Source organism: Streptomyces lacrimifluminis, assembly GCF_014646095.1.
In the GTDB taxonomy this organism is placed as follows: domain Bacteria; phylum Actinomycetota; class Actinomycetes; order Streptomycetales; family Streptomycetaceae; genus Streptomyces; species Streptomyces lacrimifluminis.
This window is the reverse complement of record NZ_BMMU01000001.1, coordinates 555,306-579,967: the sequence shown is the minus strand read 5'-3', so window position 1 is coordinate 579,967 and position 24,662 is coordinate 555,306. Positions and strand designations below refer to the sequence as shown.

Below are 24,662 nucleotides of genomic sequence, written 5' to 3'. Positions count from 1 at the left end.
AGGTTCGGTGTCGGAGCATGAGCGTATAGGCCGACGCCGACAACGGGTCCGGGTTGTACCGAACCGTTGTCGTCCTGTCGTCCTTCGTCCCGCATCGCGGCGTGTGGGCCGTCGGAACGCCGGAACGCCATCAGCGTGTCAGTCGGGCGCGACGGTCCCGTCCGTCAGCCCGTCGTACATGCCGCGCACGAGCTGTCCGCCGAGCCTGCCCGCGTGCCGCAGGGCCTCCTCGAACTCGGCGAGCGCCCTGAACCGCGCCCCGTAGCGCCGCTGTTCGTCCAGTGACAGCCGGGGCAGCTGCAGTCGGCGTACGTCGAGCCGGGTCGCGGTGGACGCGTAGCTGCTGGCCTGGCGGTTGTTGGCGGTGCCACGCAGGAAGCCGGCGAGGAACCAGGGGTCGAGGGCGGCCGGTTCGGGCCGCAGGAGGACGAGGCTGCGGCCGAGGACGGCCCCCGCGGTCGCGTCGTCGACCACGCGCGCGACGGAGCCGCCGCCCAGCACCGGGACGACGACGTCGCCCGCCGCCACCCGCACGGCCGCCTCGTCGCTCTCGGGGAGCGTGCCGGAGGGGGCGGTTCCGGCGAGGACGTCCTGGTCGGTGAGTACGGGCACGCGCGCGTGGCCGCCGTTTCCGCCCGTACGCATCACCAGGGCGCCCCCGCGCGCGAGTTCGCCGATGGTGATGAGCGGCCAGCGCCCGGGCTGCTCCTCGGTGGGTCCGGCGGGGGCGGGCGGAGTGAGGTCGACGGTCAGCCGCAGGGTCTCGTCCAGCCGCTCCCGTACGTCGCTCAGCTGCTCGCCGTCGCCCGCGGTGGCGGGCGGGAGGTGTCGGGCCGGGGCGAGGTCGACGTCGTCGTCGAGGAGTTCGATGACGGGCACGGAACGCGCCGCTCCCGGCCGCTCGACCGCCGTACCGGCCCGCTCGAAGGGCCGCCAGGCGTCGAGGACGGCGGTGCGCACGGCCTCCCAGTCGAGCCCGCTGTGCCCACTGTGCCCGCTGTGCCCGCTGTGCCCGCTGTGCCCGGCGACGGCCCCGGTGTCGGCGAGCAGCACCTCGGGCTGCGCGGGCGCCTTGCCGGGCCGCTGCAGCACCCACAGGTGCAGCGGGATGTTGTACGGGGGTGCCGCGCCGACCGGCAGCGCGATCACCGCGCGCAGCGCACCCCGCCGCAGCAGATCGGCTCGGATACGGCGTCCCGAACGCCGGGACGCGGCGGCCGGCGGCATCAGCAGTACGGCGGTGCCGCCGTCCCTGAGCCGGGCGAGGGCATGCTGCACCCAGGCCAGCTCGGACTCGTTGCGGGCGGGGAACCCGTACTCCCAACGGGCGTCGTACCCGAGTTCGTCGTGACCCCAGTTGCGCTCGTTGAACGGCGGATGGCAGAGGACGACGTCGGCCCTGAGCCCGGGATAAGCGTCGGCCCGGAGGGTGTCCCCGACGGCCGTACGGACGAGCGCGTCCCGGCCCTGGAGCGCGAGCCGGAGGGCGGTGAGCGCGGCCAGCTCGGGGGCGCTGTCCTGGCCGTACAACTCCCGCTCGGAATGGTCCCGTTCGACCTCCCGCGCACCCCGCACCGGAAGGGCGCGCAGCAGCGCGCCGGTGCCGCAGGCCGGGTCGAGGACGGTGCGCGCCGGACCGGCGAGGTCCCCCATGAGCCGGGCGAGCTCGGCCGGGGTGGGCGTGTACTGCCGCGGGTTGGCGTCGAGATGCCGCCCGACCAGGAACTCGTACGCCTGCCGCGCCCCCATCTTGGCGGCGAGCTCGGCGACACCGCGGAGGAGGGGGACGGAGGGGAGGAGTTGGGGGCCGGTGGGGGTGTGTACGGCGGGGGTGTGTACGGCGGGGACGGCTGCGGGGGCGGTGGTGACGCCGTCGCTGTGTACGGCTGGCGTGCTGTGTACGCGGAGCGGGGCGGGGGTGGTGTGAACGCCGGGTGCGGGAGGGGAGGCGTGAACGGCTGATGCGGGGGGAGCCGCGTGTACGCCGGGCGGGGTGTTCACACCCTCCGGCCCGTTCACAGCCGACGGCGCACCGCGCCCACCCGGAGGAGTGTGAACTCCCCGAACACCAGTCGGACTGTGAACCCCTTGTGCGGCAGACACCGCGTGAACTCCCCGCGCGGCCGGTGAGGCGTGAACGCCCCGCTTCCCGGCAACGCCGAACCGCGGGGCGATCACCTGCTCCAGCGTGGCGGGGAGGCGGGCGGCGAGGCGTTCGTCGGAGACGGCGCCCAGTTCCAGCCAGACGGTCGGGCGGTCATGGATGAGCAGCAGGACACAGCCCGCGTGGACGAGGGCGGTGGCCGGGCCCTCGGGGTGGCCGACGAGTTGCTGCCAGACGCGTTCACGGAGGGGCACTTCGGCGAGTTTCCCCTGGCGACGGAGCCAGGACTCGACCTCGATGAGGGCGAAGGCGGGGCTGGTCTCGGTGCCGCCGACCGGTTTGGGGAAGTCGGCGTGCCGGCGGCGCCAGTTGCTGACGGCGGCGCGGCCGACGCCCGCGAGCCGTGCGATGCCGGCGGCGGTCACTTCCGTGGCGTTGTCCTGCACGCGCCGCGCTCCCCTCGTCCGCGCACGGCTTCGGCGTTCCCGCGTACGGCCTCTGATCCCCGTACACAGCCCTGGTCGTGCAGCCCTCGATCACTGTGAAGCCGAGCATACCGACGTACGCAGGATCTACCCATTCACGGCGTGCACATGAGGCACTTCGCTAACCGTGTTGACTCGGTTCACATGTCTTGCTGTTATTGACCCGGCGAGCGAGCAGCTCGTCAAAAAAGCGCCGCCCCCACCGCAGCGGCGGTGACGAAGCGCCGGGGACTGCGCCACCGCCGCCCGCCCTTGGTCACGCCGGCCGGGAATTGGACCGAGATGTCCGCGACCGGCGCCGACACCAAGGACATCGCCGGCTTCTGCGACCTGGACAGCTCGCTCGCCGAGTTCAAGGACGCCGGTTCCGGGGCCGGTTCGGGTGTGACGCGCGGCGCCACGACGACCGTCGGCGGTGTGCCCGCAGTCGTCGTCGCGGAGAAGGACGGCAAGGACAGCAAGGACACGTACACGATGTACGTCGCCTGGTAAGGGCAAGCCCTATCTGCTGCGGGTCGACAGCAAGTCGGCGAAGGACCCGGGGACCGTCGTCTTCAGCGACTACGACAAGCCTGTCGCGGCCCGGAAGCCCAGCGGGGAGATCCTCGACCTGGACGCGCTGGGCGGTTGAGCCCGGCCGCCGGACCGCGGCCGGTCACAAGGTGTGCCGCATCCACACGTTGGGCTCGACGTAGACCCCGTACCCGTGTTCCAGATCGCACCGCACCGGCACCAGCGCCCCGGGCACCTCCACCTCACCGTCGCTGTCGAAGGGCAGGCCCGTCCAGGCGCGCCACTCCTCCAGCGAGGCCGCGACGCACATCGAGGCGGGCGCCACGGCGACGATCGTGGCGCCGGCCCGGGCGTGCACGCGCAGCCAGGGGTCGTGGGGCAGCCCGTCCTCGCGCACCCGGTACGCGTACTCGGTGATCGGCGTCCGCGGCTCCAGATGCTTGGCGCTGGGCCGCACCGGGGCGACGACCTCGCGGAAGCCGTGCGCGGCGGCGTTGTCCCGCATCGCCGCGAGCATGCGTCCGGACAGTCCGGTGCCCTGTGTGTGCGGGGAGACGACGATCGAGATCGCGCTCACCGTGTCCGGGCGGGTACCGGCGCGCAGGTCCTGGAACGCCCACACCAGCACCTGGTCCCAGCCACGGGCGGGCAGTTCACCCCCGCCCCGCCCCTCGGCGCCGAGGGCGAAGGGCACGCTGTAGGCGTGCGCGACGACCTCGCCCCGCTCGTCCTCGGCGAACAGAACGTGCTCCGGGAGTTCGGTGGCGATCCGGTCGTAGTGGGCGTTGCCCGTGAAGTCGTGCTGCATCACCTCCGGCCAGCTGTCGGGCATTTCGACGACCCGGCGATACATCTCGGGACGCTCGGCGAGGGACGAGACCTTCAACTCCATGGGCGAAACGGTAACCGGATCGCGCGCTGCACCCCAGCCCCGGGCGACACCACCCAGGCCGAGCCGACACCCTCCAGCCCAGGCCGGCACCATTCAGCCCGTCCGGCGATTGAGGACAAGGCCCGTTCAGGGCCGGAGCGGGGGCCTGGGGGCGGCAGCCCCCAGAAGACGCCCACACCGACCCCGGTTCACCAACCCCCGGCAGCCACTTCAGCTCGCGTGGAACCGCGCGGGCGCCTCCGTCGGGTTGCCGCCGGTCGGCAGCTTCTGCCCGGCGCACCCCGACAGCACCTTCTTCATCGCGGTCTTCTCCGCCTCCGTGACCCACAGCTCGTACTTCTTCTTCACGGCGACCTGGTTGGCGACATACGTGCAGCGGTACGCCTTGTTCGGCGGCAGCCAGGTCGCCGTGTCGCCGTCACCCTTGCTGCGGTTGGTGCTCGCGTCGACGGCACGGAGGTTGAGGGGGTCGTTGGCGAAGGCTATGCGCTTGCTGTCGTCCCAGTACTTGGCGCCCTTCTGCCAGGCGTCCGAGAGCGCGACGATGTGGTCTATGTCGACCTCGCTGCGGCCCCGCGTGAACGTCACGTCCTTGCCGCTGTAGGGGTCCGGGTCCAGCTTCCCCGCCGACACCTTGCAGCCGCCGCCGCGGTACCGCACGTCGACCAGGTCGCGTTTGAGGATGTCGTCGCGGGTGCCGCACTTGTTGGAGTCGGTGTCCGCCCACGCGGTGCCGAACCGGTCCCGGTCGTATCCCGTCTTGGGCGCCCGACCCTTCACGGCCAGCGAGTCGACGGCGGCCAGCGCCGGACCCCCGCCACCGCCTCCCCCGCCCGCCGCACCGCTCGCGCTCTCCTCGGGCCCGGCGGACCCCAGGGTCTCGCCGTTGCACCCGCCGACGCCGAACACCACCACGAGCACGGCGGCGGCGACGCCCCCACCCCTCAGACACACCACGTTACGTCCCTCCCCTGCTGCCCCGTACACGTCTTCGCCCGTCTCATGCCCGCTGGCTGACAGGCTATCGGGCAGCCTCTGCCCACCACAGGGGCGCCCACCGGCACTCAAGGGGCGTATTTCCCAAAGCGGGCGTATCGTCGTTGCTGACTCACCTCCGAAAAGGAGTTCTGGATGGGCATCTTCGACAAGTTCAAGGGCCAGATGCGCGGCAGGACGGGACGCCATGCCTCCGACGCCGCGGAGAAGAAGGTCAACGAGAAGACGGGCGACAAGTACACGAGCCAGGTCGACGACGGGCAGCAGCGGGTCGAGGGCGCGATGGGGATGGACCGCGATCGCGACAGGCCCGAACAGCCGTAGCCCCAGCCCCGGAGGTCCCCGAAGCCTGAGATAAAAAGGAAGCCGCCCACGACCCCAACAGGCCACGGGCGGCTTCCTCTTGCCACTCCCTACGCGCTCACGACGACCTCGCGCAGGACCGCGAACTCACCACCTCATTCACGGCCTCGCTCACGACCCCAGGATCGAAGCCAGGAACTCCCCGGTCCAGCCCAGCAACTCCCGCCCGACCAGAGGCTTTCCGCCCACCTTCGCCGTCTTGGGGCGCGGTACGAGGATCTGGTGCGCGGTCGGCTTGATGACCGTCCCCGGGTAGAGACGCTTGAGCCGCAGCTCCTGCGACTCCCTCAACTCCACCGGCGAGAAGCGGATGTTGGTGCCCTGGAGCACGATGTCACCGACCCCGCAGGCCCGCGCGAGCATCCGCAGCCCCGCCACCAGCAGCAGGTTCTCGACCGGCTCGGGCAACTTGCCGTAGCGGTCGACGAGTTCCTCCCGTACGGCCTTGATGTCGGCCTCCGTGTTGGCGGCGGCGATGGCACGGTAGGCCGCGAGGCGCAGCCGCTCGCCGGGGGCGTAGTCGTGCGGGACGTGCGCGTCGACCGGGAGCTCGATCTTGACCTCCAGCGGCGGCTCCTCCTCCACCCCGCCCTCCAGCGAGGCCCGGTAGTCCGCGACGGCCTCGCCGACCATCCGTACGTACAGGTCGAAGCCGACTCCCGCGATGTGGCCGGACTGTTCGCCGCCGAGGAGGTTTCCGGCGCCGCGGATCTCCAGGTCCTTCATGGCGACGTACATGCCGGCGCCCATCTCGGTGTGCTGGGCGATGGTGGCGAGCCGCTCGTGGGCGGTCTCGGTCAGAGGCTTCTCCGGCGGATAGAGGAAGTAGGCGTAACCGCGCTCCCTCCCACGCCCAACTCGCCCTCTCAGCTGGTGGAGTTGGGACAGACCGAAGTTGTCTCCGCGCTCCACGATGAGCGTGTTGGCGTTGGAGATGTCGATGCCGGACTCGACGATCGTCGTCGACACGAGGACGTCGTACCGCTTCTCCCAGAAGTCGACGACGACTTGCTCCAGCGCCTGCTCGGACATCTGGCCGTGGGCGGTCGCGATCCGCGCCTCGGGGACGATCTCCCTCAGCCGTGCCGCCGCCCGGTCGATGGACTCGACGCGGTTGTGGATGTAGAAGACCTGGCCCTCGCGCAGCAGTTCACGGCGGATCGCGGCGCCGATCTGCTTCTCCTCGTACGGGCCGACGAAGGTCAGTACCGGGTGGCGTTCCTCCGGCGGGGTGGTGATCGTCGACATCTCGCGGATGCCGGTGACCGCCATTTCGAGCGTACGGGGGATGGGCGTCGCGGACATGGTCAGCACGTCGACGTTGGCGCGCAGCTTCTTCAGCTGCTCCTTGTGCTCGACGCCGAACCGCTGCTCCTCGTCGACGATGACGAGCCCGAGGTCCTTGAACTTGGTCTCGGAGGAGAACAGGCGGTGGGTTCCGATGACGACGTCCACCGAGCCCTCGCGCAGACCCTCCAGGGTGGCCTTCGCCTCGGTGTCCGTCTGGAAGCGGCTCAACGCCCGTACGTTGACCGGGAATTGGGAATAGCGCTCGCCGAAGGTGCCGAAGTGCTGCTGTACGAGGAGCGTTGTGGGGACGAGGACGGCGACCTGCTTGCCGTCCTGGACGGCCTTGAAGGCGGCGCGGACGGCGATCTCCGTCTTGCCGTAGCCGACGTCGCCGCAGATCAGGCGGTCCATCGGGACCGTCTTCTCCATGTCGTCCTTGACCTCGGCGATCGTGGTCAGCTGGTCGGGCGTCTCCACGTACGGGAAGGCGTCCTCCAGCTCGCGCTGCCAGGGCGTGTCGGGCCCGAAGGCGTGCCCGGGGGCCGCCATGCGGGCGCTGTACAGCTTGATCAGGTCGGCCGCGATCTCCTTGACGGCCTTCTTGGCGCGCGCCTTGGTCTTCGTCCAGTCGGCGCCGCCGAGGCGGTGGAGGGTGGGGGACTCGCCGCCGACGTACTTGGTGATCTGTTCGAGCTGGTCGGTGGGGATGTAGAGGCGGTCGCCGGGCTGGCCGCGCTTGGCGGGCGCGTACTCGACCACGAGGTACTCGCGGGTGGCGGTCTGCACGGTCCGCTGGACCATCTCGATGTACCGGCCCACACCGTGCTGCTCGTGCACGATGTAGTCGCCGGTCTCGAGGGTGAGCGGGTCGATGGTCTTGCGGCGCCGGGCGGGCATGCGGGCGCCGTCCTTGCCGGCGGCCTTCTGCCCGGTGAGGTCGGTCTCGGTGAGCACGGCGAGCTTCAGCTTGGTGTCGACGAACCCGAAGTCGATCGAGCCGCACGCCACCTGTACGACGGAGGGGGTCAGGGAGGTCAGGTCGGCTTCCAGGCGGGCCGCGATGCCCTCCCCGCCGAGCACCTCGACCGTACGGGCCGCCGGGCCGTGCGCCTCCGTGACGAACACCGTGCGCCAGCCGTCCGCGAGCCAGCCCTTGGTGTCGGCGAGCGCCTTCGCGGTGTCCCCGCGGTAGGTCTCGGGCGCGTGCATGCCCAGCTTGAGCGTGTCGGCGTCCAGTTCCTCGTCGGCGGCGAACGGCGACACCGACCACCACATCATGTCCAGCTCGCGCGCCCGGTCCCGGACGTCGGCGATGGACCACAGGGAGGCCGCGCCGACGTCGATGGGCGCCTCGCCGCCGCCCGCGGTGGCCGCCCAGGAGGCCTGCAGGAACTCCTGGCTGGTCGCCACCAGGTCGGCGGCCCTCGTCCGTACCCGCTCCGGGTCGCACACGACGGCCATCGACCCCTTGGGCAGGACGTCCAGCAGCAGCTCCATGTCGTCGACGAGCACTGGAGCGAGGGACTCCATGCCCTCGACGGCGATCCCCTCGGCGATCTTGCCGAGCAGCTCGCCGAGCTCCGGGTGGGCCTCGGCGAGGGCCGCGGCCCGCTCCCGCACCTGATCGGTGAGCAGCAGCTCGCGGCAGGGCGGCGCCCACAGTCCGTGCGCGGCGACTTCGAGGGAGCGCTGGTCGGCGACCTTGAAGTAACGGATCTCCTCGATGTCGTCGCCCCAGAACTCCACCCGGAGGGGGTGCTCCTCGGTGGGCGGGAACACATCGAGGATGCCGCCGCGTACGGCGAACTCGCCCCGCTTCTCGACCAGCTCGACGCGCGAGTACGCGGCGGCGGCCAGCGCCTCGACGACAGCGCCCAGGTCGGCGGTCCGACCGGTGCGCAGTGCGACCGGTTCCAGCTCGCCGAGCCCCTTGACCTGCGGCTGGAGTACGGAGCGGACGGGGGCGACGACGACCGAGACCGGGCCGGTCTCCGGGTCATCCGTGCTGGGGTGCGTGAGGCGGCGCAGTACGGCGAGGCGGCGCCCGACGGTGTCGCTGCGGGGGGACAGCCGCTCGTGCGGGAGAGTCTCCCAGGCCGGGTACTCGGCGACCGTGTCCGGCGGCAGCAGCGTCCTGAGGGCGGCGGCGAGATCCTCGGCCTCGCGGCCGGTCGCGGTCACGGCCAGCACCGGGCGCCCGGCCTCGCGGGCCAGCGCGGCCACGGCGAAGGGGCGGGCGGCGGGTGGTCCGACCAGGTCGACGTGCATACGGTTGCCGTCGCCGGCGGCCTTGATCGCTTCCGCGAGGGCGGCGTCCTTGACTACGACGTCGAGCAGACCGTGCAGGCTCATGAGGGGGCTTTCGTCAGGGGTTCGTCAGGAGTGGGCAACGGGAATCGCCCGACACGTCTAACGGGCCGGGGGTGTCCAGCGTACGACGCCGCGCCAACGGGCGCGGCGCCTGTGGACAACGTCCGCCTCGTCGGCCCCCTGAAATAGTCCGGTCCTCGCAACTCTGTTTCCCGCCCACCCGCCCCCACCGCTTCGGCAGCACAGGCCCGCATCAGCGGACCGGGTTCTCTACTCGTTCCGAGTCACACGGGCGTGGTCGGTCACGACGCGGCGAAAGAGGCCATGACCAGTACGGCCGGTGTGGCGCAGACACCAGTCCTGCGCCGTTTCCTGCTCTTCCTGCGAGCCGGAATTTTCGTCGCAGCCGGGTGTCACACAGAAGGCTTCGAAGGCGACTCCGCCTTCCGGCTCATGTCGGATGGTGTGGGGGACGTAGCGCAGAACGGCACGGCTCATGCGGACGCCTCGGCGGGCTGTGCGGGGCTGTCGTCGGCTTCGTCGCCCTCTTCGTCTTCGCTGCTCTCGGGCAGGGACAGGCGCAGTCCCCGGCTTTCTGCGATCCGCAGGGCGTCCGTCAGGCACTCCGTCAGCCGCAGCAACGTGTAGCGCACCTCTGCATGCGTGGACATGAGGTTGTTCAGCACCTTGGACGCTTCCTTGAGCGTGTCCGCGCCCATTGCGAGCCGCGCGGCTTCGAAATCGTCGGCAAGCCGGGACAAGAACCCGCCTTCGTCGTCAGTGCTCAGCAAGCAGCGTTTGCCGTCCTCCGTCGTCCAGGGCAGCAACCGCGGCCGGTGTCCGGATGGCACCTCGGCCAGGTCGCGCCGCCGCTGCCGACCGCCGTCCGTTTTCTGCATCGCTTCGGCTCCCTCTGATAGTTGCTCGGTAGAGGGAACCTACGGGCGGCTCAGTGGCTCGATCCACGTGCCCAGAGCGATAGTCCAGCGCCCTGCGCGACCGAACTGCTACGCTCCGCAATGCCTAGCCGGCGACCCGGAGATGGGCCGCCATGCTGCGCATGTCTTCCGTCAGCGTCCGCTTACGGGTCTTGAGGACGTCTTCCATCACGCGCCGGGCCATGGGCTGATGCGTCATCCACTCGCTGGACGAACGGCGGATGCGGGTCAGCTCATCCATGGCGTCCTGGTGCGAACCGAGCACCACGTGAGCGCGGGCGACGTCCAGCCGATGCCGGCCCCAACTACTGGGGCTCAACGCCCCGTAGTTCCGCACTGCTCTGGCACTCAGCGGTCCCTCGTCGGCCCGACGGAGCACGCCCCGCGAATCGCCGATCAACGACAGGTCCTCCACGGCCTTCGCCTCAACGGTGACGGGACCGAACGCACCCCAGTGCGCGGGGAAGTCGACGTGTTCACCGTCCAGCGCGCCCCCGGCGGTTCGTGCCATCCGGCGAGCTTCCTGCGCCACGTCCGGCCGGTTGTTCCGCACCGACGCCGCCGCGACCCTCAGCCACAGCTCACCCCACACTGCGAGACTTTCGGGCGTCGCACCGGACATGCGCGGTTCGACCTCCGCCGCCGTCTGCGCCGCGAGCTGCTCGGACTCGTCGAACCGGTCCTGCCGCAACAAGAGCCAGCACAACCCCACAACTCCCGTTGCCGCCAACTGAGTTCGGCTGGCCTCACGGGCAAGGCGAATAGCCTCGGCGAGCGCGAAATAGGCCATGTCGTACTGCCGGACCTGAGTCAGGAACTTACCCGTGAGCAACAGCGCATGCGCCCGCGCGATCGTGGCGTGCTGCTGCTCCTCGCCTTCGAGGACGGCAACAGCGGCTTCGGAAGAACGCAGCAGGCCGGGCAACTTCCGGGCGACAGACGTGTACCGGTCGGCCTGGTAGAGCGCGTGACCGTCCTGCACACCTTGCCGGATGGCGGACACTTCCCCCGCGTCACCGGGCTCGGACAGCGGCACCGAGAGCCCGACCGGAGGCATGAGAGCGCGCCTCAGCTCCGCCAGGTAGCGCCGGTTCTCCTCATCCTCCGTACCCAGTACGGGCTTCGGCGCTTCCGTGGCGAACAGGGCGGACGTCGAGACCCCCAACGCGCGGGCAAGGGCAGCAAGCGTGTCCATGCTGACGTGCCCGCCCTGCTCCACCTTGCGCACGGTGCTCAGCGACAGATCCGCCGCTTCAGCCAAGCCCTCTTGGCTCAGTCCGGCCGTACGCCGAAACTTCCTGACGTTGTCTGCCAACCCTGTGGACATCGGCACTCGCCTCCCGTCAAGCGTATGCCCGTGCCGTAGTCGGGCGACTCCGATCAGTCAAGCAAACCGCTCGCCAGACAATCTGATGCACCGGTGGGGTGGATGCAGGGCGTTCCCCGCGCCACCACAGGTACCGCAAGGTGGAGAGGCCCCTGAACCCACCTCAGCACAAAGCCCGGCGCCAGAGAGTCCGCAGGCTCTCCGACACCGGGCCCTCCCCCGTTCCCCCGTTCCCCCGTTCCCCGCTCCCCCCGGCCAGTCAGTCCGTAGCGATGGCGTTCAGCACGTTCATCCGTCCGGCCCTGAACGCCGGCACCAGCGCCGCGACCAGCCCCACGAAGGCCGATCCGACGAACACGCCGATGATCGTCGGCCAGGGGATCTCCAGGACCTTCAGGCCCTCCAGCGCCAGCAGCCGCTGGGCCGTCGCGCCCCAGCCCATTCCCAGGCCTAGGCCCAGCAGTGCGCCGAAGAGGGCGATCACCACCGACTCCATGCGGATCATCCGGCGCAGCTGGCGCCGCGACATACCGATCGCCCGCATCAGGCCGATCTCCCGCGTCCGCTCCACCACCGACAGGGCGAGGGTGTTGACCACACCCAGGACGGCTACCACGATCGCCAGGGCGAGCAGGCCGTAGACCATGTTCAGGAGCTGGCCGATCTGGTCCTTGAGTTCCTGCTTGTAGTCGGTCTGGTCGCGGACCTGGTACTGCGGGTAGGGGTCGAAGGCCTTCTTCAGCGCCGCGTAGGCCTCCTTCTCCTCGCCCTTCTTCGCCGAGGCGAACATCAGGCTGTTCGGCGGGATCCTGTCCGCCGGCAGGTACTTCTCCACCGTCGCGATGGACAGGTACTGCGAGCCCTTGTCGATCGCCACGTCGTCGTCCGTGATCGCGGCCACCTTGAGCTTCGCCGTCGAGCCGCCCTTGAAGGCGACGGTCATCGTCTCGCCGACCCGCACACCGTGCTCCTTGGCGTAGGCGGAGCCCAGCGACATGGCGTCCTTGCCGTACGCGGCGCTCAGCGTGCCCGAGATGGTCGTGCGGCGCAGGTCGGAGGCGTACGTCGGGTCGGCCGCCGTCAGCTGGGTCTTCTCGGCCCTGCCGTCGGGCGGGGTCAGCGTGACCTCGACCTCCTTGTAGCGGGTGACGTGGGTCAGGCCGGGCGAGCGCTTCATCGCCGCCTCCGCCTGCGGCACTATCCGCTGGTTGCCCTGGACGATGAAGTCCGCGCCGACCGACGCGTCCAGCTCGCTCGTCGCCGAGGCGACCATCGACGAGCCGACCACCGAGAGGCAGGCGACCAGGGCGAGCCCGATCATCAGGGCCGCACCGGTGGCACCCGTACGGCGCGGGTTGCGCAGCGCGTTGCGCTCGGCGAGCCGGCCGACGGGCCCGAAGCCCCGCAGCAGTACGGCGCTGAGCGCCCGTACGACGCCGCCCGCGAGGAGCGGGCCGATGATGACGAACCCGAGGAGCGTGAGCACGATGCCCGCGCCGAGGACCATCGAACCGTCGCTGGCCTTGTCGGCGGTGGCTGCCAGGTAGAGGGCGTAGCCGCCGGCGCCCGTCAGGACCAGGCCGATGAGACCCCGTACGAGGCCCGCCTTGCCGTCGGCCGGGGTGCCGGCGTCGCGGAGTGCGGCCATCGGGGAGACCTTGCCGGCGCGGCGGGCGGGGAGGTAGGCGGCGAGGACGGTGACGACGACGCCGAGGACCAGTCCGATCACCGGGGTGGTCACCTTCACCGTCAGATCGTCGGTGGAGAGGTTCATGCCGGCCATCGACATCAGCTTCATCAGGCCGATCGCGATGCCGACCCCCGCGCCGACACCGAGGACCGATCCTACGAAGCCGAGCAGCAGTGCCTCCACCAGCACGGACCGGTTGACCTGCTTGCGGGAGGAGCCGATCGCCCGCATCAAACCGATCTCGCGGGTCCGCTGGGCGACCAGCATCGAGAAGGTGTTGATGATCAGGAAGATGCCGACCAGGAACGCGATCCCGGCGAAGCCGAGCATGGCGTACTTGATGACGTTCATGAACTCGCCGATGCCCTCACGGCTCTCGTCGGAGTACTCCTTCTGCGTCTGTACCTTGAACGCGCCGCTGGCCGTGAGGGCCTGGGTGACGTTCTGCTTGAGCTGCGTGTCGGTGACCCCGTCGGCCGCCGTGACGTTGAGCTGGGTGAACCGGCCGGTGGCGCCCAGGAGTTCACGCTGTGCGGTGGCGGTGTCGAAGTAGACGACGGCGGCACCGGGGTTGGTCACCTTGAAGGTGGCGATGCCGACGATCCGCGCGGTGATGTCACCGGTCTGCGTGATGGTACGAAGCTCGTCACCCATCTTCAGGTGGTGCTTGTCGGCGGTGTCGGCGTCGACCATGACCTCGGTGGGCCCGCGTGGTGCGTGACCGCTGGTGATCTCCATCGAACGCAGGTCGTTGCGCGTCCAGTTGCCCGCGAAGGTCGGCGCCCCGGTGCTCGACCCCATGTTCTCGTTCTCGCTGTTGACGACGGTCACGTTCATCGAAACGACCGCGCCCTCAGCCGACTTGACGCCCTGGGCCTGCTGCGCCTTCGCCAGCACGGAGGCCGGCAGCGACTCGGGCACCCCGTTCTGCGGGGTACTGCCGTCGCTCTTGGCCGCCTTCGGCGACACCGTGACGTCGGGGGTGCCGACCGCGAACAGCTTGTCGAACGTCGTGTTCATGGTGTCGGTGAAGACGAGGGTCCCGCACACGAACGCCACCGACAGCAGCACGGCCACCGCCGACAGGGCCATCCGGCCCTTGTGCGCGAAGAAGTTGCGCATCGAGGTCTTCAGCACAGTCATGACGTACGCCCCCGCGCGTCGAAGTCCTTCATCCGGTCGAGGACGCTGTCGGCGGTCGGCTTGAACATCTCGTCGACGATCCGCCCGTCGGCCAGATACAGCACCCGGTCGGCGTACGAGGCGGCCACCGGGTCGTGCGTGACCATCACGATGGTCTGGCCCAGCTCGTCCACCGAGCGGCGCAGGAAGCCCAACACCTCCGCGCCCGCACGGGAGTCGAGGTTCCCGGTCGGCTCGTCACCGAAGATGATCTCGGGCCGCGCGGCCAACGCCCGTGCCACGGCGACGCGTTGCTGCTGACCGCCGGAGAGCTGGCCCGGCCGGTGCTTGAGACGGTCCGCCAGCCCGACGGTCTCGACGACCTGTGCCAGCCAGCCCTTGTCCGGCTTGCGGCCGGCGATGTCCATGGGAAGCGTGATGTTCTCCAGCGCGCTGAGCGTCGGCAACAGGTTGAACGCCTGGAAGATGAACCCGATCCGGTCCCGGCGCAGTTGCGTCAGCTTCTTGTCCTTGAGCCCGGTGATCTCGGTGTCGTCGAGATAGATCTGCCCGGACGTCACGGTGTCGAGCCCGGCGAGGCAGTGCATGAGGGTGGACTTGCCTGAGCCCGACGGGCCCATGATCGCGGTGAACTGTCCCCGTGCGATGTCCACGTCCACGGTGTCCAGGGCGACGACGCGGGTCTCACCGGACCCGTACGCCTTCACGACCTGCCGCGCTCGTGCGGCAACGGCCGTACGCCCTCCAGTGCCCCCGTGCCTGGTGATGGTCACAGCCGATGTCACGGTATGTCTCCTCAGTCGGTGAGTGCCGAAAGCGCACTGGCACCCGGCGATGCGTTGCTCTGCGGTATGTGATGAGTCTGCTGGTGGGAGGGGGTCCGGGTCCCTGGTGCCCAGCGCAGTCTTCTGCGGGGGAAAACCCCACCCCCGAAGTTCAGGAACGCCGTCCCCAGCGGCGTAAAGCCAGGTTAAGGACGGCCCGCACCCCGTCTCGTCCTCCGTCGGTACGACCCCTCCCCGAGCCGAAGTAAGGAGGTACCCCTAAGGGCTGTCCACCCTTCGGTGGAGCGGGTCTCGGGGTTGTCTCCACCCTCCGTCCCGGTCACGCTCCACCCTCCCGCCGCGTGAAGGTCAAGTGGCAGGGTGGCCGTCGGCAGATAGATGCAGGGGGAAACGAACCCGGTGGGCAGCAGCCGCCGTACGCGACCCGCGACACCCGGCGCGACGGAGCGCACCGGAAGCGAGAAACGCGGGGCCGTCGTCGCGGCCCTGATCCTGCTGGCGTTCCCCTTCCTCCCCCACCCGGGCTCCCCCTGGCAGCCCACACTTCTGGTGCTGCTGCTCGGCGGCTCCCTGGGTCTCCCCCAACTCCCCCTGACCGTCGGCGTCCAATCGACGGTCGGCCGGTCGGAACGCGGCACGGCGACTGCGTCGGTGCTCCTTCTGCCGCCAGACCGGCCGGACGATCGGCGCGGCCCTGTTCGGCGCGGTGGCCAACGGCGTACTCGCGTCCCGGCCGGGCGGCGCGAGCGACCCGGATTCGGAGAGCCGAGCGCTGGGCACGGGTACCGCGCCGGAGGCGACCCGCCGGGCGATCACGGAGGCGGTGCACGCGGTGTACTTCAGGGCGGCGGGGGCGGCGGCACTGGCGTTGGTGGCACTGCCGGTACTGCCGCCGCGCCGCTTCCCGGTCCTCGACAGCCCCTAGAGGGCTCTCTGCGCGGCGCTCATTCGGCCGCCGCCCGCCCTGTGAGCGAGGTCAGACTGCTGCGCACATGGTCCATGTGGGCCTGGACGTCGTCCCACTCCTCCCCGTGCTCCCGCAGCACGCGCTCGGTCTCGCGGGCGATGCGGTCCTCCTGGACGCGGGCCTCGGCGAGCAGCTCGGCGGCACGAACCCGCGCGTCGTCGTCACTCCGCCGGACCGACTCCTCGGCCTCCCCGAAGGCCCGCTTCGCCTCGGACAGCGCGGCCTCGGCAGCCGTCACCCGCTCCATGTGCCGTGCTTCCAGGGCGACTTCACGCTCGGCGGTGAGCCGTTCCTGCTCGGCCCATCGCTCGGCGTACTCCCTCTCCTGCTCGGCGAGCAGCCCCGAGGTCCGCCGCCGCATCTCGCGCAGCGCGGCCAGCGCCTCCCCCCGCCCCTCCTTGACCTCCCTGCGGGCACCGATCCGGATCTCGTCGGCCTCGGCGCGGGCGGCGAGCAGCCGGTGCCGGGCACGCTCCTCGGCCTCGCCGCGTACGGTCTCGGCGGCGGCGCAGGCGGCCTCCCGCAGGGCGTCCGCGCGGGCCTCGGCCGCCTCGACCAGCCGCCGCGCCTCGCTCCGCCCCCGCTCCCGCACGGCTCCGGCCTCCTCGGCGCCCAACTCCCACAGCCGCCGGGCGCGTTCGCCCAGACTGTCGTACGTCTGCGGGGCGAGCCGCGCCACGGCCTCCCGCAACCGCCCCGACTCCGCCGCCATCTCCCTGGCCAGCACGGTCAGCCGCGCGGCCCGCTCCCAGGCGGCGTCCCGTTCCGCGGAGAGCGCGACGGCGTACGCGTCGACCTGGTCGGGCCGGTAACCGCGCCCCCGTCCAGCCCCGAAACCGGCCACGAAACCGTGCGACGACATCGCTGCGCTGCTCATCCTGCAACCCCTCTCCGCGTACGACGTAATGATTTCGCGCACATCTTGATGGATGGGGATGAAATGTGCCTAACGCGACACTCCGGGCGGAGTCACGGCCGTACGCGGTCTCGGTTCGCGAAGGGCATACGGAAGGGGCATACGGAAGGGGCATACGGAAGGGGGTGGGTGGCCGCCCGGCCACCCACCCCCTTCCGCTTCCGCTCAGCGGGTCAGAGCAACCCGTCCCACATCTCCTCCAGCAGCACCGACCACCAGCTCTCCGGCGAGCCGAGCGCCGCCGGGTCGAGGGAGGCCAGCTGGGCCTGGAAGTCGACCGTCCAGCGGCCCGCCTGTTCCTGGTTGAGGCCGTAGCGCAGCCGCCACATACGGCCGAGCAGCGCGAGGCAGCGCGCGAACTCGGGCAGCCCCGTGTTCACGAACTGCGGCGGTACGGGTGCTCCGCCCGGCCCCGCCTCCACGGGCACCGCGACGATGTTCGCCGTCCCGTACTGCACGCAGATCGCCTTGCCGAAGTCGCTGCCCATGACGAGGTACGACCCGGCGTCCGCCGCCGGCCGCACCCCGCGCTCCTGCGCCAGCTCGGCGAGCGTCGGCACCGGCCGCCCCGGCTGGGCCTGCGCCCAGAAGAACGGCCCCATGTCGGCGGGCAGCCCGGCGACGACCAGGGTGTGCGCCACGATCGGCGGCACCCCCTGCCGCGACACCGCCGCCTGGTCGAACCGGAACACCCCGGGCCCGAACGCGGCGGCCATCTCCTGGGCGACCGCCTCCGGCGGGATCGGCGACGCGGGCTGCACGGGCGGCAGCGGCGTACGCACCGGCCCCGGACGCGCCGGACCGTCCGCCACCTGATGCAACTCACCCTGGTGCGCGAGGAGTTGGGCCATGCCCTGCTGACGGCTCGCGTGATCGGTGCCGTACGGGGCGATGCTCGTGATCCGGGCGTTCGGCCACTGCTCGCGGATCATCCGGGCGCAGTAGGCACCCGGCAGTTCACAGCTCTCCAACTCGGTGTGGAGTTCGAGGACCTGATCCGGCGGAATGTTCATCGCCCGCAGCTCATGGAAGATCTGCCACTCCGGATGCGGCGTCCCCGGCGCGGACCGCCGTATCACCTGCTGCTCGGACCCGTCGGACGCCCGGTAGCGCAGAACGGCCTGATAGCCGGGCCCGACCGTGGGCTGACCGGGCGGGGGGTAGCCGTAGGAGGGCGGCTGGGGGGCGGGCGGAGGCGGCGGCGCGGAGAGGCCGGGGGCGGGCGGCGGCGGGAACCCGGGGGTGTGCGCCGCCTGGGCGGGCGCCCCGGGACCGGGTGCCGCCATGCCTGGCGGCGGGGGCATCGCGCCGGGCGGCACGGGGGGCTGAGGGCCCGGAGTTCTGGGCGTACCGGGGAAGCCCGGGGCGCCCGGAGCACCGGGTACACCGACCGCCGGGGGCGGCGGAGGCACGTGGGGACCGCCGACCGGAGGACCCGCCAGCATGGTCTCGGCGCGGTGCACAGCACCGGGAGCACCGGGAGCGGGCGGTACGCCCGGCGCACCGGGTACGCCGAGGGCACCCGGAGGCTGGGGAGCACCCGGGGCGGCCGGCGGCCGGGGTGCACCCGGGGCGCCGCCCCGCTGAGGGTCGGCGAACATGGTCTCGGCCTGGTGGACACCGCCCGGCGGGGTACTCCCGGGCGAGTGGGGAACGGCGGGCCGGTTCGGGACACCCGGGCCTCCAGGCGGCCCCGGAGGCAACGGAGCACCGGGCGGATTCGGCGCTCCGGGAGGCTGAGGAGCACCGGACGCGCCAAGCCGGCCAGAGCCACCCGGAGCACCCGAAGCCCGGCCCGCACCCGGAACCCCGGGGGCCGCCGGAGGCTGGGGCCCGCCGGGCCCGCCCGGGCCGGAGAACATCGTCGCGGCCTGGTGAACGCCCCCGGAAGGCGCACCCGCAGGCGCGTTGGGGGCACCGGGCGGATTCGGAACCCCCGGGGCACCCGGAGTGCCTGAGCCACCCGGCGCACCGGGCGCACCGGGCCGATTCAGACCGCCGGGCGGATACGCGCCACCGGACCCAGCACCGGAGCCCGGACCACCGACCCCCTCGGCCCCGTCGACACCCGCAGGCCCTTCGGCCCCGAGCGCCGACACGAACTGCGTGGGCACATACCCGCCCGCGGGACCAGGCCCCGGCGGAGGCGGCCCAACTCCCGGACGTGCGCCCGGCGTTCCCGGCGCACCCGGCGGAGGCGGGGTACTCGCACCCCGGGCACCGCGCGGCGGCGGCGCCTTGCTGGTCGCCGCGTCGGCGATCTCGCCCGCGTGGGGCGCCAGCGCACGCGCCGGCGGACCGGGCACATCGGGCGCACCCTGCGGATACCCGTACGAGGGGCCATCCGCCCCCTGCGAATACCCGTACCCCGAAGCCCCCGGACCGCCGTCGAAGGCATCCCGGGGACGCGGAACGTCATCCCGGCCCTCGTCGCCCAACGGCGGCGCGAACACGGTCGCCGGCAACGGCACGGAACGGTCCTCGCCCGCGTCCACACTGGTCGTGTCGGTCCCGGTCCACGGCGTGGCACCCGGCGGCACCGAGTCCACCGGCTCCCCGCCCGAAGACGCGACGGAAACCGAGGGAGCCGGGGGCCCGGCCGAAGCCGCACCGCCACCCGAGGTACCCGAATCCGCCCGCCGGTCAGCGATCCCCAGCTTGTCCGCCGCCTCCTGCAACCACTCCGGCGGAGTCAGCAGGAACGACGTCTGGTTCAGGTCGACCCGGGCAGGCGGCGCCGGTACCGCGTCCTCGACGGAGGCCGCACGGCCGTACTGCTCCTCGTACCGGCGGATCACCTCACCGACCGGCAGAGCCGGCCACAGCGTGGCCTCGCCGCTGTCCCGGGCGAGAACCAGCCGCTGCGCACCACCGTCCGAACGCGGCCCCTCCGCCCGGTCCTCCGCCCAGACCACGAACCCCAGCTCGAACTCCCGCACCCGCACCTCCCGGTGCATGTACGCCGGCACATCCCCGTTGACCCATTCCTCGGCGCGCTCCTGCGCCTGCGCGAACGTCACCATCGGTCAGTCACTCCCCCACCGAAGACACCGAAGACGCCCCCGAAGCCGCAGGCACCGGCACCGCACGCGCGAAGCCGCCGTCCACCATCAGGTTCGCCACCGTCTCCAGCTCCGGCGGATTGCCCGCGAGCCGGGACAGGAACTGGTCGAAGTCGTCGCCGCACGGCAGCAGCAACCGCTGCACCCGGTCGGCCGGCGGCCACGTCGGATCGACGTCCCGCGCGTCGTCGTACGCGCTGAACCACACCGAACCGAGCCGCTCACCCTTCACCTTCACGGCCAGCAGACCACCCTGCACGAAGCCGACACACAGGTAGTCCTTCGTCAGATGATCCCGCAGGCACTTGTTGACGTAGACGAGGTCATTGACCGCCGCCTCGTCCCGCACCGTGAAGAACGGCTGGTCCAGCAGCAGTCCCAGCTCGGCGTCGAGCGCCGTACCCACCGGCGCACACCCGCCCGCCGCCTTCAGGAACGACCGGTACGCCCCCGGCAGCCGGTACCCGAGATCCTCCTCGACGCCCTGCACCTGCAACTCGGTCACCGCCACCGCCGACTTCGGCAGCGCGAAGTGCGCGGGCCGCGTCTCCTGCAGAGGCCGCGTACCGCGCTTGTGCTGGTCCACGGCCGACGTCGCGATACCACCGTGATGCCGCAGCAGCGCCTTCACCTCGACCGGGACAAGCTGCATCCGCCGCCCGCCCGGTACGTGGTGCCACGTCCAGCCGTGCGGGGTCGCCACCGCCGGGACCGTGTCCCACAGCTCGTGCCCGGACGCGGCCAGCGCCGCGTTCGCCGACACATAGTCCGTCAGCCGAAGCTCGTCGACCCCGAAGCCCTCGGGCGGCTCGGCGATCTCCGCCACCGCACGCGCGTAGAGCGAGAAGTCCGGATAGCCGTGTTCGTCGACCCGCACCCCTCTCGGATGCCGAGCCGCCCGTACCGGATCCGGGAAGTGCACGACCTGCCCGGCATAGGCCGCGTTCGGCGGCACGGCTCGCTGCCCGAGCCGACCTGTCGTCATGGCGGTTGCCCCCTGCGGCGTCCTGTAAGGCCTGTACATCAGTACGACCCGTACGTCTGTCACATCACGTCACGACACATCACCCCGTCCCACCTGTCAGCACATCAGTGCGGACAGCAACCCGGACGGTGCTGCGGATCGCGGCTGCCCGACAGCCTATGCGGTACGCCGACACCGGTCACCGGCACCAGTCACCGGCCCCCTGCTTCCGTGACCTGCCGTCACCCCACCGTGACGGTACGACGAAGCCCGGGCGTGTCACACCGCCCCAGCTACCGCACCAGGCACGCCATTTGGCACTCTGTGTCCGCCGAGGGGATGCACGGGGGAGGCACCGGAGGGGATGACGATCATGAACGCGACACAGACGGGGACAGCGACAGGACGGCCGGCAGAAGGCCCCGCGGGACCACCCGCGCCCGGAATGCCCGCTACGACCGGCAGACCCGGCGGCGACCCACGCGTCGGCTGGAGCGCCAACGAGACACCCCGCGTCCCCACCCTCCGCCACCGCCGCGACGGCATACTCCCGACCGTCGCCGCCGCCCTCTCCGTACGCGGCACCACCCTCACCGGCACAGCCGCACGCGCCGACCAGCCACCCACCCTGCACCCACTCGTCCAGGACTTCCTCGACACCCTCCCCAGCACCCAACGCGACCGATCCACCGGCCGCTGCGCCGAAGCACTCCTCATATCCCGCCAGATCACCAGCGCCGACGAAGCCCGCAGCCGACGCGCCGCCCGCAAACCCATGACCAACGGCGAAGCCCGCAGAGCACTCAAACAAGCCAAACTCACCGCCCGCCGCATCCGCGAGGACGGCGACCCCCTCCACGGCAGCTTCGCCCCACCCTGCCGCTCCTGCACAGCACTCAGCGCCCACTTCGGCGTCCGCATAGTCGACTCGTCGGCCCCCACCGACTGACACCCCCACCCCACCCCCAGGCCCCACCGCACGACGGCGCCGCACCAGGCACACCCTCGCGCCGGCCCATGACCTCGACGATCGAAGGGCAGATGCACACCGACCGCACCTCGACCACCCGCTTCCCCGTGGCCGTCGACGCCGCACTGCGCACCGCCGGATGGCAACCCGGCCGCTGGGACATAAAACAGGCCGAGATCTGGGCCGACGCCCTCCGCGGCCACACCTCCCCCGCCGGACACCGCCACGCCGTCTTCCCGGCCGCCGTGGAAGCCTGGGCCGAATTCGGCGGCCTGCACATCACACCCCCCGGCACCGGCCGCCAGATCGCCCCCACAGCCCTGCACCTCGACCCCCTGCACGGCCTCCACATGGCCCGCACCCTCGCCGACCTCGGCCGCGCCCTCGACACCGAGGTCTGCCCCCTCGGAGAGGAACCCGAGACCCAGTCCCTCCTGGCCATCGACACAACAGGCCGCGTCTACGCCCTCGACCACACCGGCGACTGGTACCTCGGCGCCGACCTCGACCAAGCCCTCGCCACCCTGGTCACCGGCCTGGAACCCGCACGCCTGACACCCCCCTGACCGCCGCCGGGCCAGGCCCTACGTCGGAATGACCGCCGACACCCGAAACCCCCCGGCCTCCGTCGGCCCGGACACGAAAACACCGCCCAGCGCAGTGACCCGCTCCTTCATCCCGAGCAGACCATTACCACCGGACGGAAACCGCACCGAGGCCGCCGACGACGGCTCCGGCGGCGGCTCGTTCTCCACCTGCATCGCGATCTCGCCACCCCGATGAGCCAGCCGCACGTGCGTCTTCGCACCCGCCGCGTGCTTGTGGACGTTCGTCAACGCCTCCTGCACCACCCGGAACGCCGTCTGCTCCACCTCCGCGCCGTACAACCGCACATCCCCCTCCACCGACAGCGCCACCACCATCCCCGCCGCCGCCGACTGCCCGACCAACTCCTCCAACTCGGCCAGACAAGGCCCCTCCCCCACACCGTCACCACCCCCGGCAGCACGAGAAGCAGCCACAGCCGCAGCCACCCCCACCGCCGCCAGCGGCACCCCCTGCGCCCGCCGCTCCAGCCCCTCCCCCGACCGCAGCACCCCGAGCATCTCCCGCAACTCGGTCAACGCCTGCCGCCCCATGTCCCCCACCAGAGCGGCATTCCGCACCGCCTTCTCAGGATCCTTCCGGGCAATCGCCTGCAACGCCGCCGCATGCACCACCATCAGACTCACCCGGTGCGCCACGACATCGTGCATCTCACGGGCGATCCGTGTCCGCTCCTCGTTCCGCGCCCACTCCGCCCGCTCCTCGGCCCGCTCGGCCAGCAACTGAAGCTCCCGCTCCAGACTGTAGGCCCGCTCCCGCAGACTCTCCATCAGCCGCCGCCGAGCCCCCACATACAGCCCCAGAAGCAACGGCGGCGCGGTCACACCCAACGACGTGGTGATGGCGACGACAGGAACCAGCCAGTCCCCGATCTTCAGACTCCCGTCCGCCATGTCCTGATGCGACCGCACGAACGTCACGATGAGCGTCCCCACCATCGCCATCCCCGCCAACGCCCCGATGATCCGCCGGGGCAGCTCGGAAGCGGCGAGCGTGTACAGCCCGACGATGCCCATCAGATAGCCCATCTGGGCCGGCGCGACAGCGATGGACACCAGCACGACAGCGATCGGCCACCGCCGCCGCAACACCAGCACGGACCCGGCGACAAGCCCGAACACGATCCCCGCCGCCACCGGGATCCCCGCGTCCCTGGCGAACGAAATCCCCTCCGCCGCGCACTCCCCGGCGGACAGCACCGCGAGACCCACGTCAAACGCCGCACTGCGCCACCGGGCCCACCACAACGGCCCGGTCAGGGCCGCGGTGTGGTCTTCCCCCGTAGTGGTCATGCGTCCAGCCTACGGGCGCCACCCCCCGCTTTTCCGGCGAGTTTCGACGACTGGCCTACACCACACGGGCCGCCGTGACCACAATCGAACAGAAGCGAAACCCACCAGAATCCCTCGAACTGCTGAATCGCGCACCGTTCGACCCCGGAAGCGAGGATTCCGCCGCAAGGGTTTGCCCATGGAACATGCATGTGGCAAGTACGCGGATTTCGAAGTGCTGCGGGAGCAGGCGGTGGCGTTGCGGCGGGAGGGCCTCAGCCGCCGCCAGATCCGCGACCAGCTTCGCGTCCACAACAACGACATCCTCAACCGCCTCCTGGAGGGCGAGCCGCCCCCGGACTGGACGAAGCGCCCGAACGCGAAGGACGATCTCCGGCACCGGGCGAGGGAACTCCGCCTCCAGGGGTGGACGTACGACCGGATCCAGCTGGAGCTGGGGTGTTCGAAGAGTTCGATCTCGCTGTGGGTACGGGACCTACCGAAGCCCGAACCGCGCTACAGCCCCGAGGAGCAGCGAGCACTCATGAACGAGGGGCTCGCACATCTGCGCGCCGCCCAGGACCGAGAGCGTCAAGCCACCAAGGAAAAAGCGGCGGCGGAAGTAGGCACCTTGACCGAGCGGGAGCTGTTCCTGGTAGGCGTGGGCCTGTACTGGGCCGAGGGCGGCAAGGACAAGCCATACGCACGCCGAGAGAACGTCGCTTTCGTCAACAGCGACCCGGTAATGATCAAGGTCTTCCTGTGCTGGCTGGACCTGCTCGGAGTGGAGCGCGAGCGCGTTCGCTACTGCGTGATGATCCACGAAAACGCCGACGTGGCAGGTGCCGAGCAGTATTGGGCGGACCTCGTTGGAGCCAGCCACTCAGCCTTCAACAAGACGACCCTCAAGAAGCACAATCCCAAGACGGTCCGCAAGAACGTCGGCGAGTCCTACCGAGGCTGCCTCGTGATCAAAGTCCGGCAGAGCGCAGACTTGTACCGTCGCATCGAGGGCTGGTGGAACGGAATCACTCTTGGCAGCCCGCCAAGCTCCGGTAAGGTCTGATGCA

At 71.0% G+C, this 24,662-nt stretch carries 17 protein-coding genes and 2 pseudogenes; 6 read left to right on the top strand and 13 right to left on the bottom strand.

Going from position 1 to position 24,662, the window contains the following annotated elements:
• Nucleotides 1–138 precede the first annotated feature (138 nt).
• Complete coding sequence (locus IEY89_RS02685; RefSeq protein ID WP_189145559.1) at nt 139–2,550, bottom strand: N-6 DNA methylase; 2,412 nt, start codon at nt 2,548–2,550, stop codon at nt 139–141.
• A gap of 303 nt (nt 2,551–2,853) precedes the next feature.
• Between IEY89_RS02685 and IEY89_RS40365 the strand changes: the two are divergent.
• Nucleotides 2,854–3,220 (top strand): annotated as a pseudogene (locus IEY89_RS40365) (hypothetical protein); the annotation flags it as partial.
• 24 nt (nt 3,221–3,244) lie between these two features.
• On the opposite strand, the gene IEY89_RS02675 reads toward IEY89_RS40365, so the two are convergent.
• Together IEY89_RS02675 and IEY89_RS02670 are read right to left on the bottom strand one after the other, a co-directional pair.
• Nucleotides 3,245–3,994, bottom strand: a complete 750-nt coding sequence (locus tag IEY89_RS02675; protein ID WP_189145557.1) for an N-acetyltransferase — start codon at nt 3,992–3,994, stop codon at nt 3,245–3,247.
• 210 nt (nt 3,995–4,204) lie between these two features.
• Nucleotides 4,205–4,948 carry an HNH endonuclease family protein gene (locus IEY89_RS02670; protein ID WP_373287181.1) on the bottom strand — a complete coding sequence of 248 codons (744 nt, stop codon included), beginning with the start codon at nt 4,946–4,948 and terminating at the stop codon, nt 4,205–4,207.
• A 177-nt stretch (nt 4,949–5,125) separates the two neighbouring features.
• Between IEY89_RS02670 and IEY89_RS02665 the strand changes: the two genes are divergently transcribed.
• Nucleotides 5,126–5,314: an Rv0909 family putative TA system antitoxin gene (locus tag IEY89_RS02665; protein WP_189145555.1), complete on the top strand. Its 189-nt coding sequence runs from the start codon at nt 5,126–5,128 to the stop codon at nt 5,312–5,314.
• 150 nt (nt 5,315–5,464) lie between these two features.
• On the opposite strand, the gene mfd is transcribed toward IEY89_RS02665, so the two are convergent.
• The 6 genes from mfd to IEY89_RS02640 form a co-directional block, all read right to left on the bottom strand.
• Nucleotides 5,465–8,995 (bottom strand): transcription-repair coupling factor, encoded by a 3,531-nt coding sequence (gene mfd, locus IEY89_RS02660; RefSeq protein WP_189145554.1) that lies wholly within the window; start codon nt 8,993–8,995, stop codon nt 5,465–5,467.
• A 228-nt stretch (nt 8,996–9,223) separates the two neighbouring features.
• Complete coding sequence (locus tag IEY89_RS40360) at nt 9,224–9,451, bottom strand: DUF7848 domain-containing protein (RefSeq protein WP_229695015.1); 228 nt, start codon at nt 9,449–9,451, stop codon at nt 9,224–9,226.
• On the bottom strand, nt 9,448–9,852 hold the full coding sequence (locus IEY89_RS02655) for a hypothetical protein (protein ID WP_229695014.1): 405 nt from the start codon (nt 9,850–9,852) through the stop codon (nt 9,448–9,450). The genes IEY89_RS40360 and IEY89_RS02655 overlap by 4 nt, the downstream gene beginning before the upstream one ends.
• 124 nt (nt 9,853–9,976) lie before the next feature.
• Nucleotides 9,977–11,218, bottom strand: a complete 1,242-nt coding sequence (locus IEY89_RS02650; protein WP_189145553.1) for a helix-turn-helix domain-containing protein — start codon at nt 11,216–11,218, stop codon at nt 9,977–9,979.
• Nucleotides 11,219–11,477: 259 nt separating this feature from the next.
• Complete coding sequence (locus IEY89_RS02645) at nt 11,478–14,051, bottom strand: ABC transporter permease (RefSeq protein ID WP_189145552.1); 2,574 nt, start codon at nt 14,049–14,051, stop codon at nt 11,478–11,480.
• The gene (locus IEY89_RS02640; protein WP_189145551.1) at nt 14,048–14,836 is read right to left on the bottom strand and encodes an ABC transporter ATP-binding protein; all 789 of its coding nucleotides are present in this window, start codon (nt 14,834–14,836) and stop codon (nt 14,048–14,050) included. Before IEY89_RS02640 ends, IEY89_RS02645 begins: the two co-directional genes overlap by 4 nt.
• Before the next feature lie 468 nt (nt 14,837–15,304).
• Between IEY89_RS02640 and IEY89_RS02635 the strand changes: the two are divergent.
• A pseudogene (locus IEY89_RS02635) lies at nt 15,305–15,761 on the top strand (MFS transporter); the annotation flags it as partial.
• A gap of 19 nt (nt 15,762–15,780) precedes the next feature.
• Here the strand turns inward: IEY89_RS02635 and IEY89_RS02630 are convergent.
• The 3 genes from IEY89_RS02630 to IEY89_RS02620 form a co-directional block, all read right to left on the bottom strand.
• Nucleotides 15,781–16,680, bottom strand: a complete 900-nt coding sequence (locus IEY89_RS02630; protein ID WP_189145550.1) for a cellulose-binding protein — start codon at nt 16,678–16,680, stop codon at nt 15,781–15,783.
• Between the two features lie 212 nt (nt 16,681–16,892).
• Complete coding sequence (locus tag IEY89_RS02625) at nt 16,893–19,742, bottom strand: SUKH-4 family immunity protein (RefSeq protein WP_189145549.1); 2,850 nt, start codon at nt 19,740–19,742, stop codon at nt 16,893–16,895.
• Between the two features lie 7 nt (nt 19,743–19,749).
• On the bottom strand, nt 19,750–20,766 hold the full coding sequence (locus tag IEY89_RS02620; protein ID WP_189145548.1) for an SMI1/KNR4 family protein: 1,017 nt from the start codon (nt 20,764–20,766) through the stop codon (nt 19,750–19,752).
• A gap of 343 nt (nt 20,767–21,109) precedes the next feature.
• On the opposite strand from IEY89_RS02620, the gene IEY89_RS02615 reads away from it, so the two are divergent.
• The gene (locus IEY89_RS02615; protein ID WP_189145547.1) at nt 21,110–21,694 is read left to right on the top strand and encodes a YwqJ-related putative deaminase; all 585 of its coding nucleotides are present in this window, start codon (nt 21,110–21,112) and stop codon (nt 21,692–21,694) included.
• A gap of 92 nt (nt 21,695–21,786) precedes the next feature.
• Entirely contained in the window at nt 21,787–22,281 is a 495-nt protein-coding gene (locus IEY89_RS02610) for an SUKH-3 domain-containing protein (RefSeq protein ID WP_189145696.1), read from the top strand.
• Between the two features lie 18 nt (nt 22,282–22,299).
• Here the strand turns inward: IEY89_RS02610 and IEY89_RS02605 are convergent, their stop codons facing one another.
• Entirely contained in the window at nt 22,300–23,613 is a 1,314-nt protein-coding gene (locus IEY89_RS02605; protein ID WP_189145546.1) for a sensor histidine kinase, read from the bottom strand.
• A 178-nt stretch (nt 23,614–23,791) separates the two neighbouring features.
• Between IEY89_RS02605 and IEY89_RS02600 the strand changes: the two genes are divergently transcribed.
• A complete protein-coding gene (locus IEY89_RS02600; RefSeq protein WP_189145545.1) occupies nt 23,792–24,658 on the top strand; it encodes a hypothetical protein in 867 nt (288 codons plus the stop codon).
• Nucleotides 24,659–24,662 lie beyond the last annotated feature (4 nt).

What these genes read in the sequence shown, in the direction of transcription:
- IEY89_RS02675 (WP_189145557.1), bottom strand. Translation starts at nt 3,994, where the DNA reads ATGGAGTTGAAGGTCTCGTCCCTCGCCGAGCGTCCCGAGATGTATCGC.
- IEY89_RS02665 (WP_189145555.1), top strand. Translation starts at nt 5,126, where the DNA reads ATGGGCATCTTCGACAAGTTCAAGGGCCAGATGCGCGGCAGGACGGGA.
- mfd (WP_189145554.1), bottom strand. Translation starts at nt 8,995, where the DNA reads ATGAGCCTGCACGGTCTGCTCGACGTCGTAGTCAAGGACGCCGCCCTC.
- IEY89_RS40360 (WP_229695015.1), bottom strand. Translation starts at nt 9,451, where the DNA reads ATGAGCCGTGCCGTTCTGCGCTACGTCCCCCACACCATCCGACATGAG.
- IEY89_RS02655 (WP_229695014.1), bottom strand. Translation starts at nt 9,852, where the DNA reads ATGCAGAAAACGGACGGCGGTCGGCAGCGGCGGCGCGACCTGGCCGAG.
- IEY89_RS02650 (WP_189145553.1), bottom strand. Translation starts at nt 11,218, where the DNA reads ATGTCCACAGGGTTGGCAGACAACGTCAGGAAGTTTCGGCGTACGGCC.
- IEY89_RS02645 (WP_189145552.1), bottom strand. Translation starts at nt 14,051, where the DNA reads ATGACTGTGCTGAAGACCTCGATGCGCAACTTCTTCGCGCACAAGGGC.
- IEY89_RS02630 (WP_189145550.1), bottom strand. Translation starts at nt 16,680, where the DNA reads ATGAGCAGCGCAGCGATGTCGTCGCACGGTTTCGTGGCCGGTTTCGGG.
- IEY89_RS02625 (WP_189145549.1), bottom strand. Translation starts at nt 19,742, where the DNA reads ATGGTGACGTTCGCGCAGGCGCAGGAGCGCGCCGAGGAATGGGTCAAC.
- IEY89_RS02620 (WP_189145548.1), bottom strand. Translation starts at nt 20,766, where the DNA reads ATGACGACAGGTCGGCTCGGGCAGCGAGCCGTGCCGCCGAACGCGGCC.
- IEY89_RS02615 (WP_189145547.1), top strand. Translation starts at nt 21,110, where the DNA reads ATGACGATCATGAACGCGACACAGACGGGGACAGCGACAGGACGGCCG.
- IEY89_RS02610 (WP_189145696.1), top strand. Translation starts at nt 21,787, where the DNA reads ATGCACACCGACCGCACCTCGACCACCCGCTTCCCCGTGGCCGTCGAC.
- IEY89_RS02605 (WP_189145546.1), bottom strand. Translation starts at nt 23,613, where the DNA reads ATGACCACTACGGGGGAAGACCACACCGCGGCCCTGACCGGGCCGTTG.
- IEY89_RS02600 (WP_189145545.1), top strand. Translation starts at nt 23,792, where the DNA reads ATGGAACATGCATGTGGCAAGTACGCGGATTTCGAAGTGCTGCGGGAG.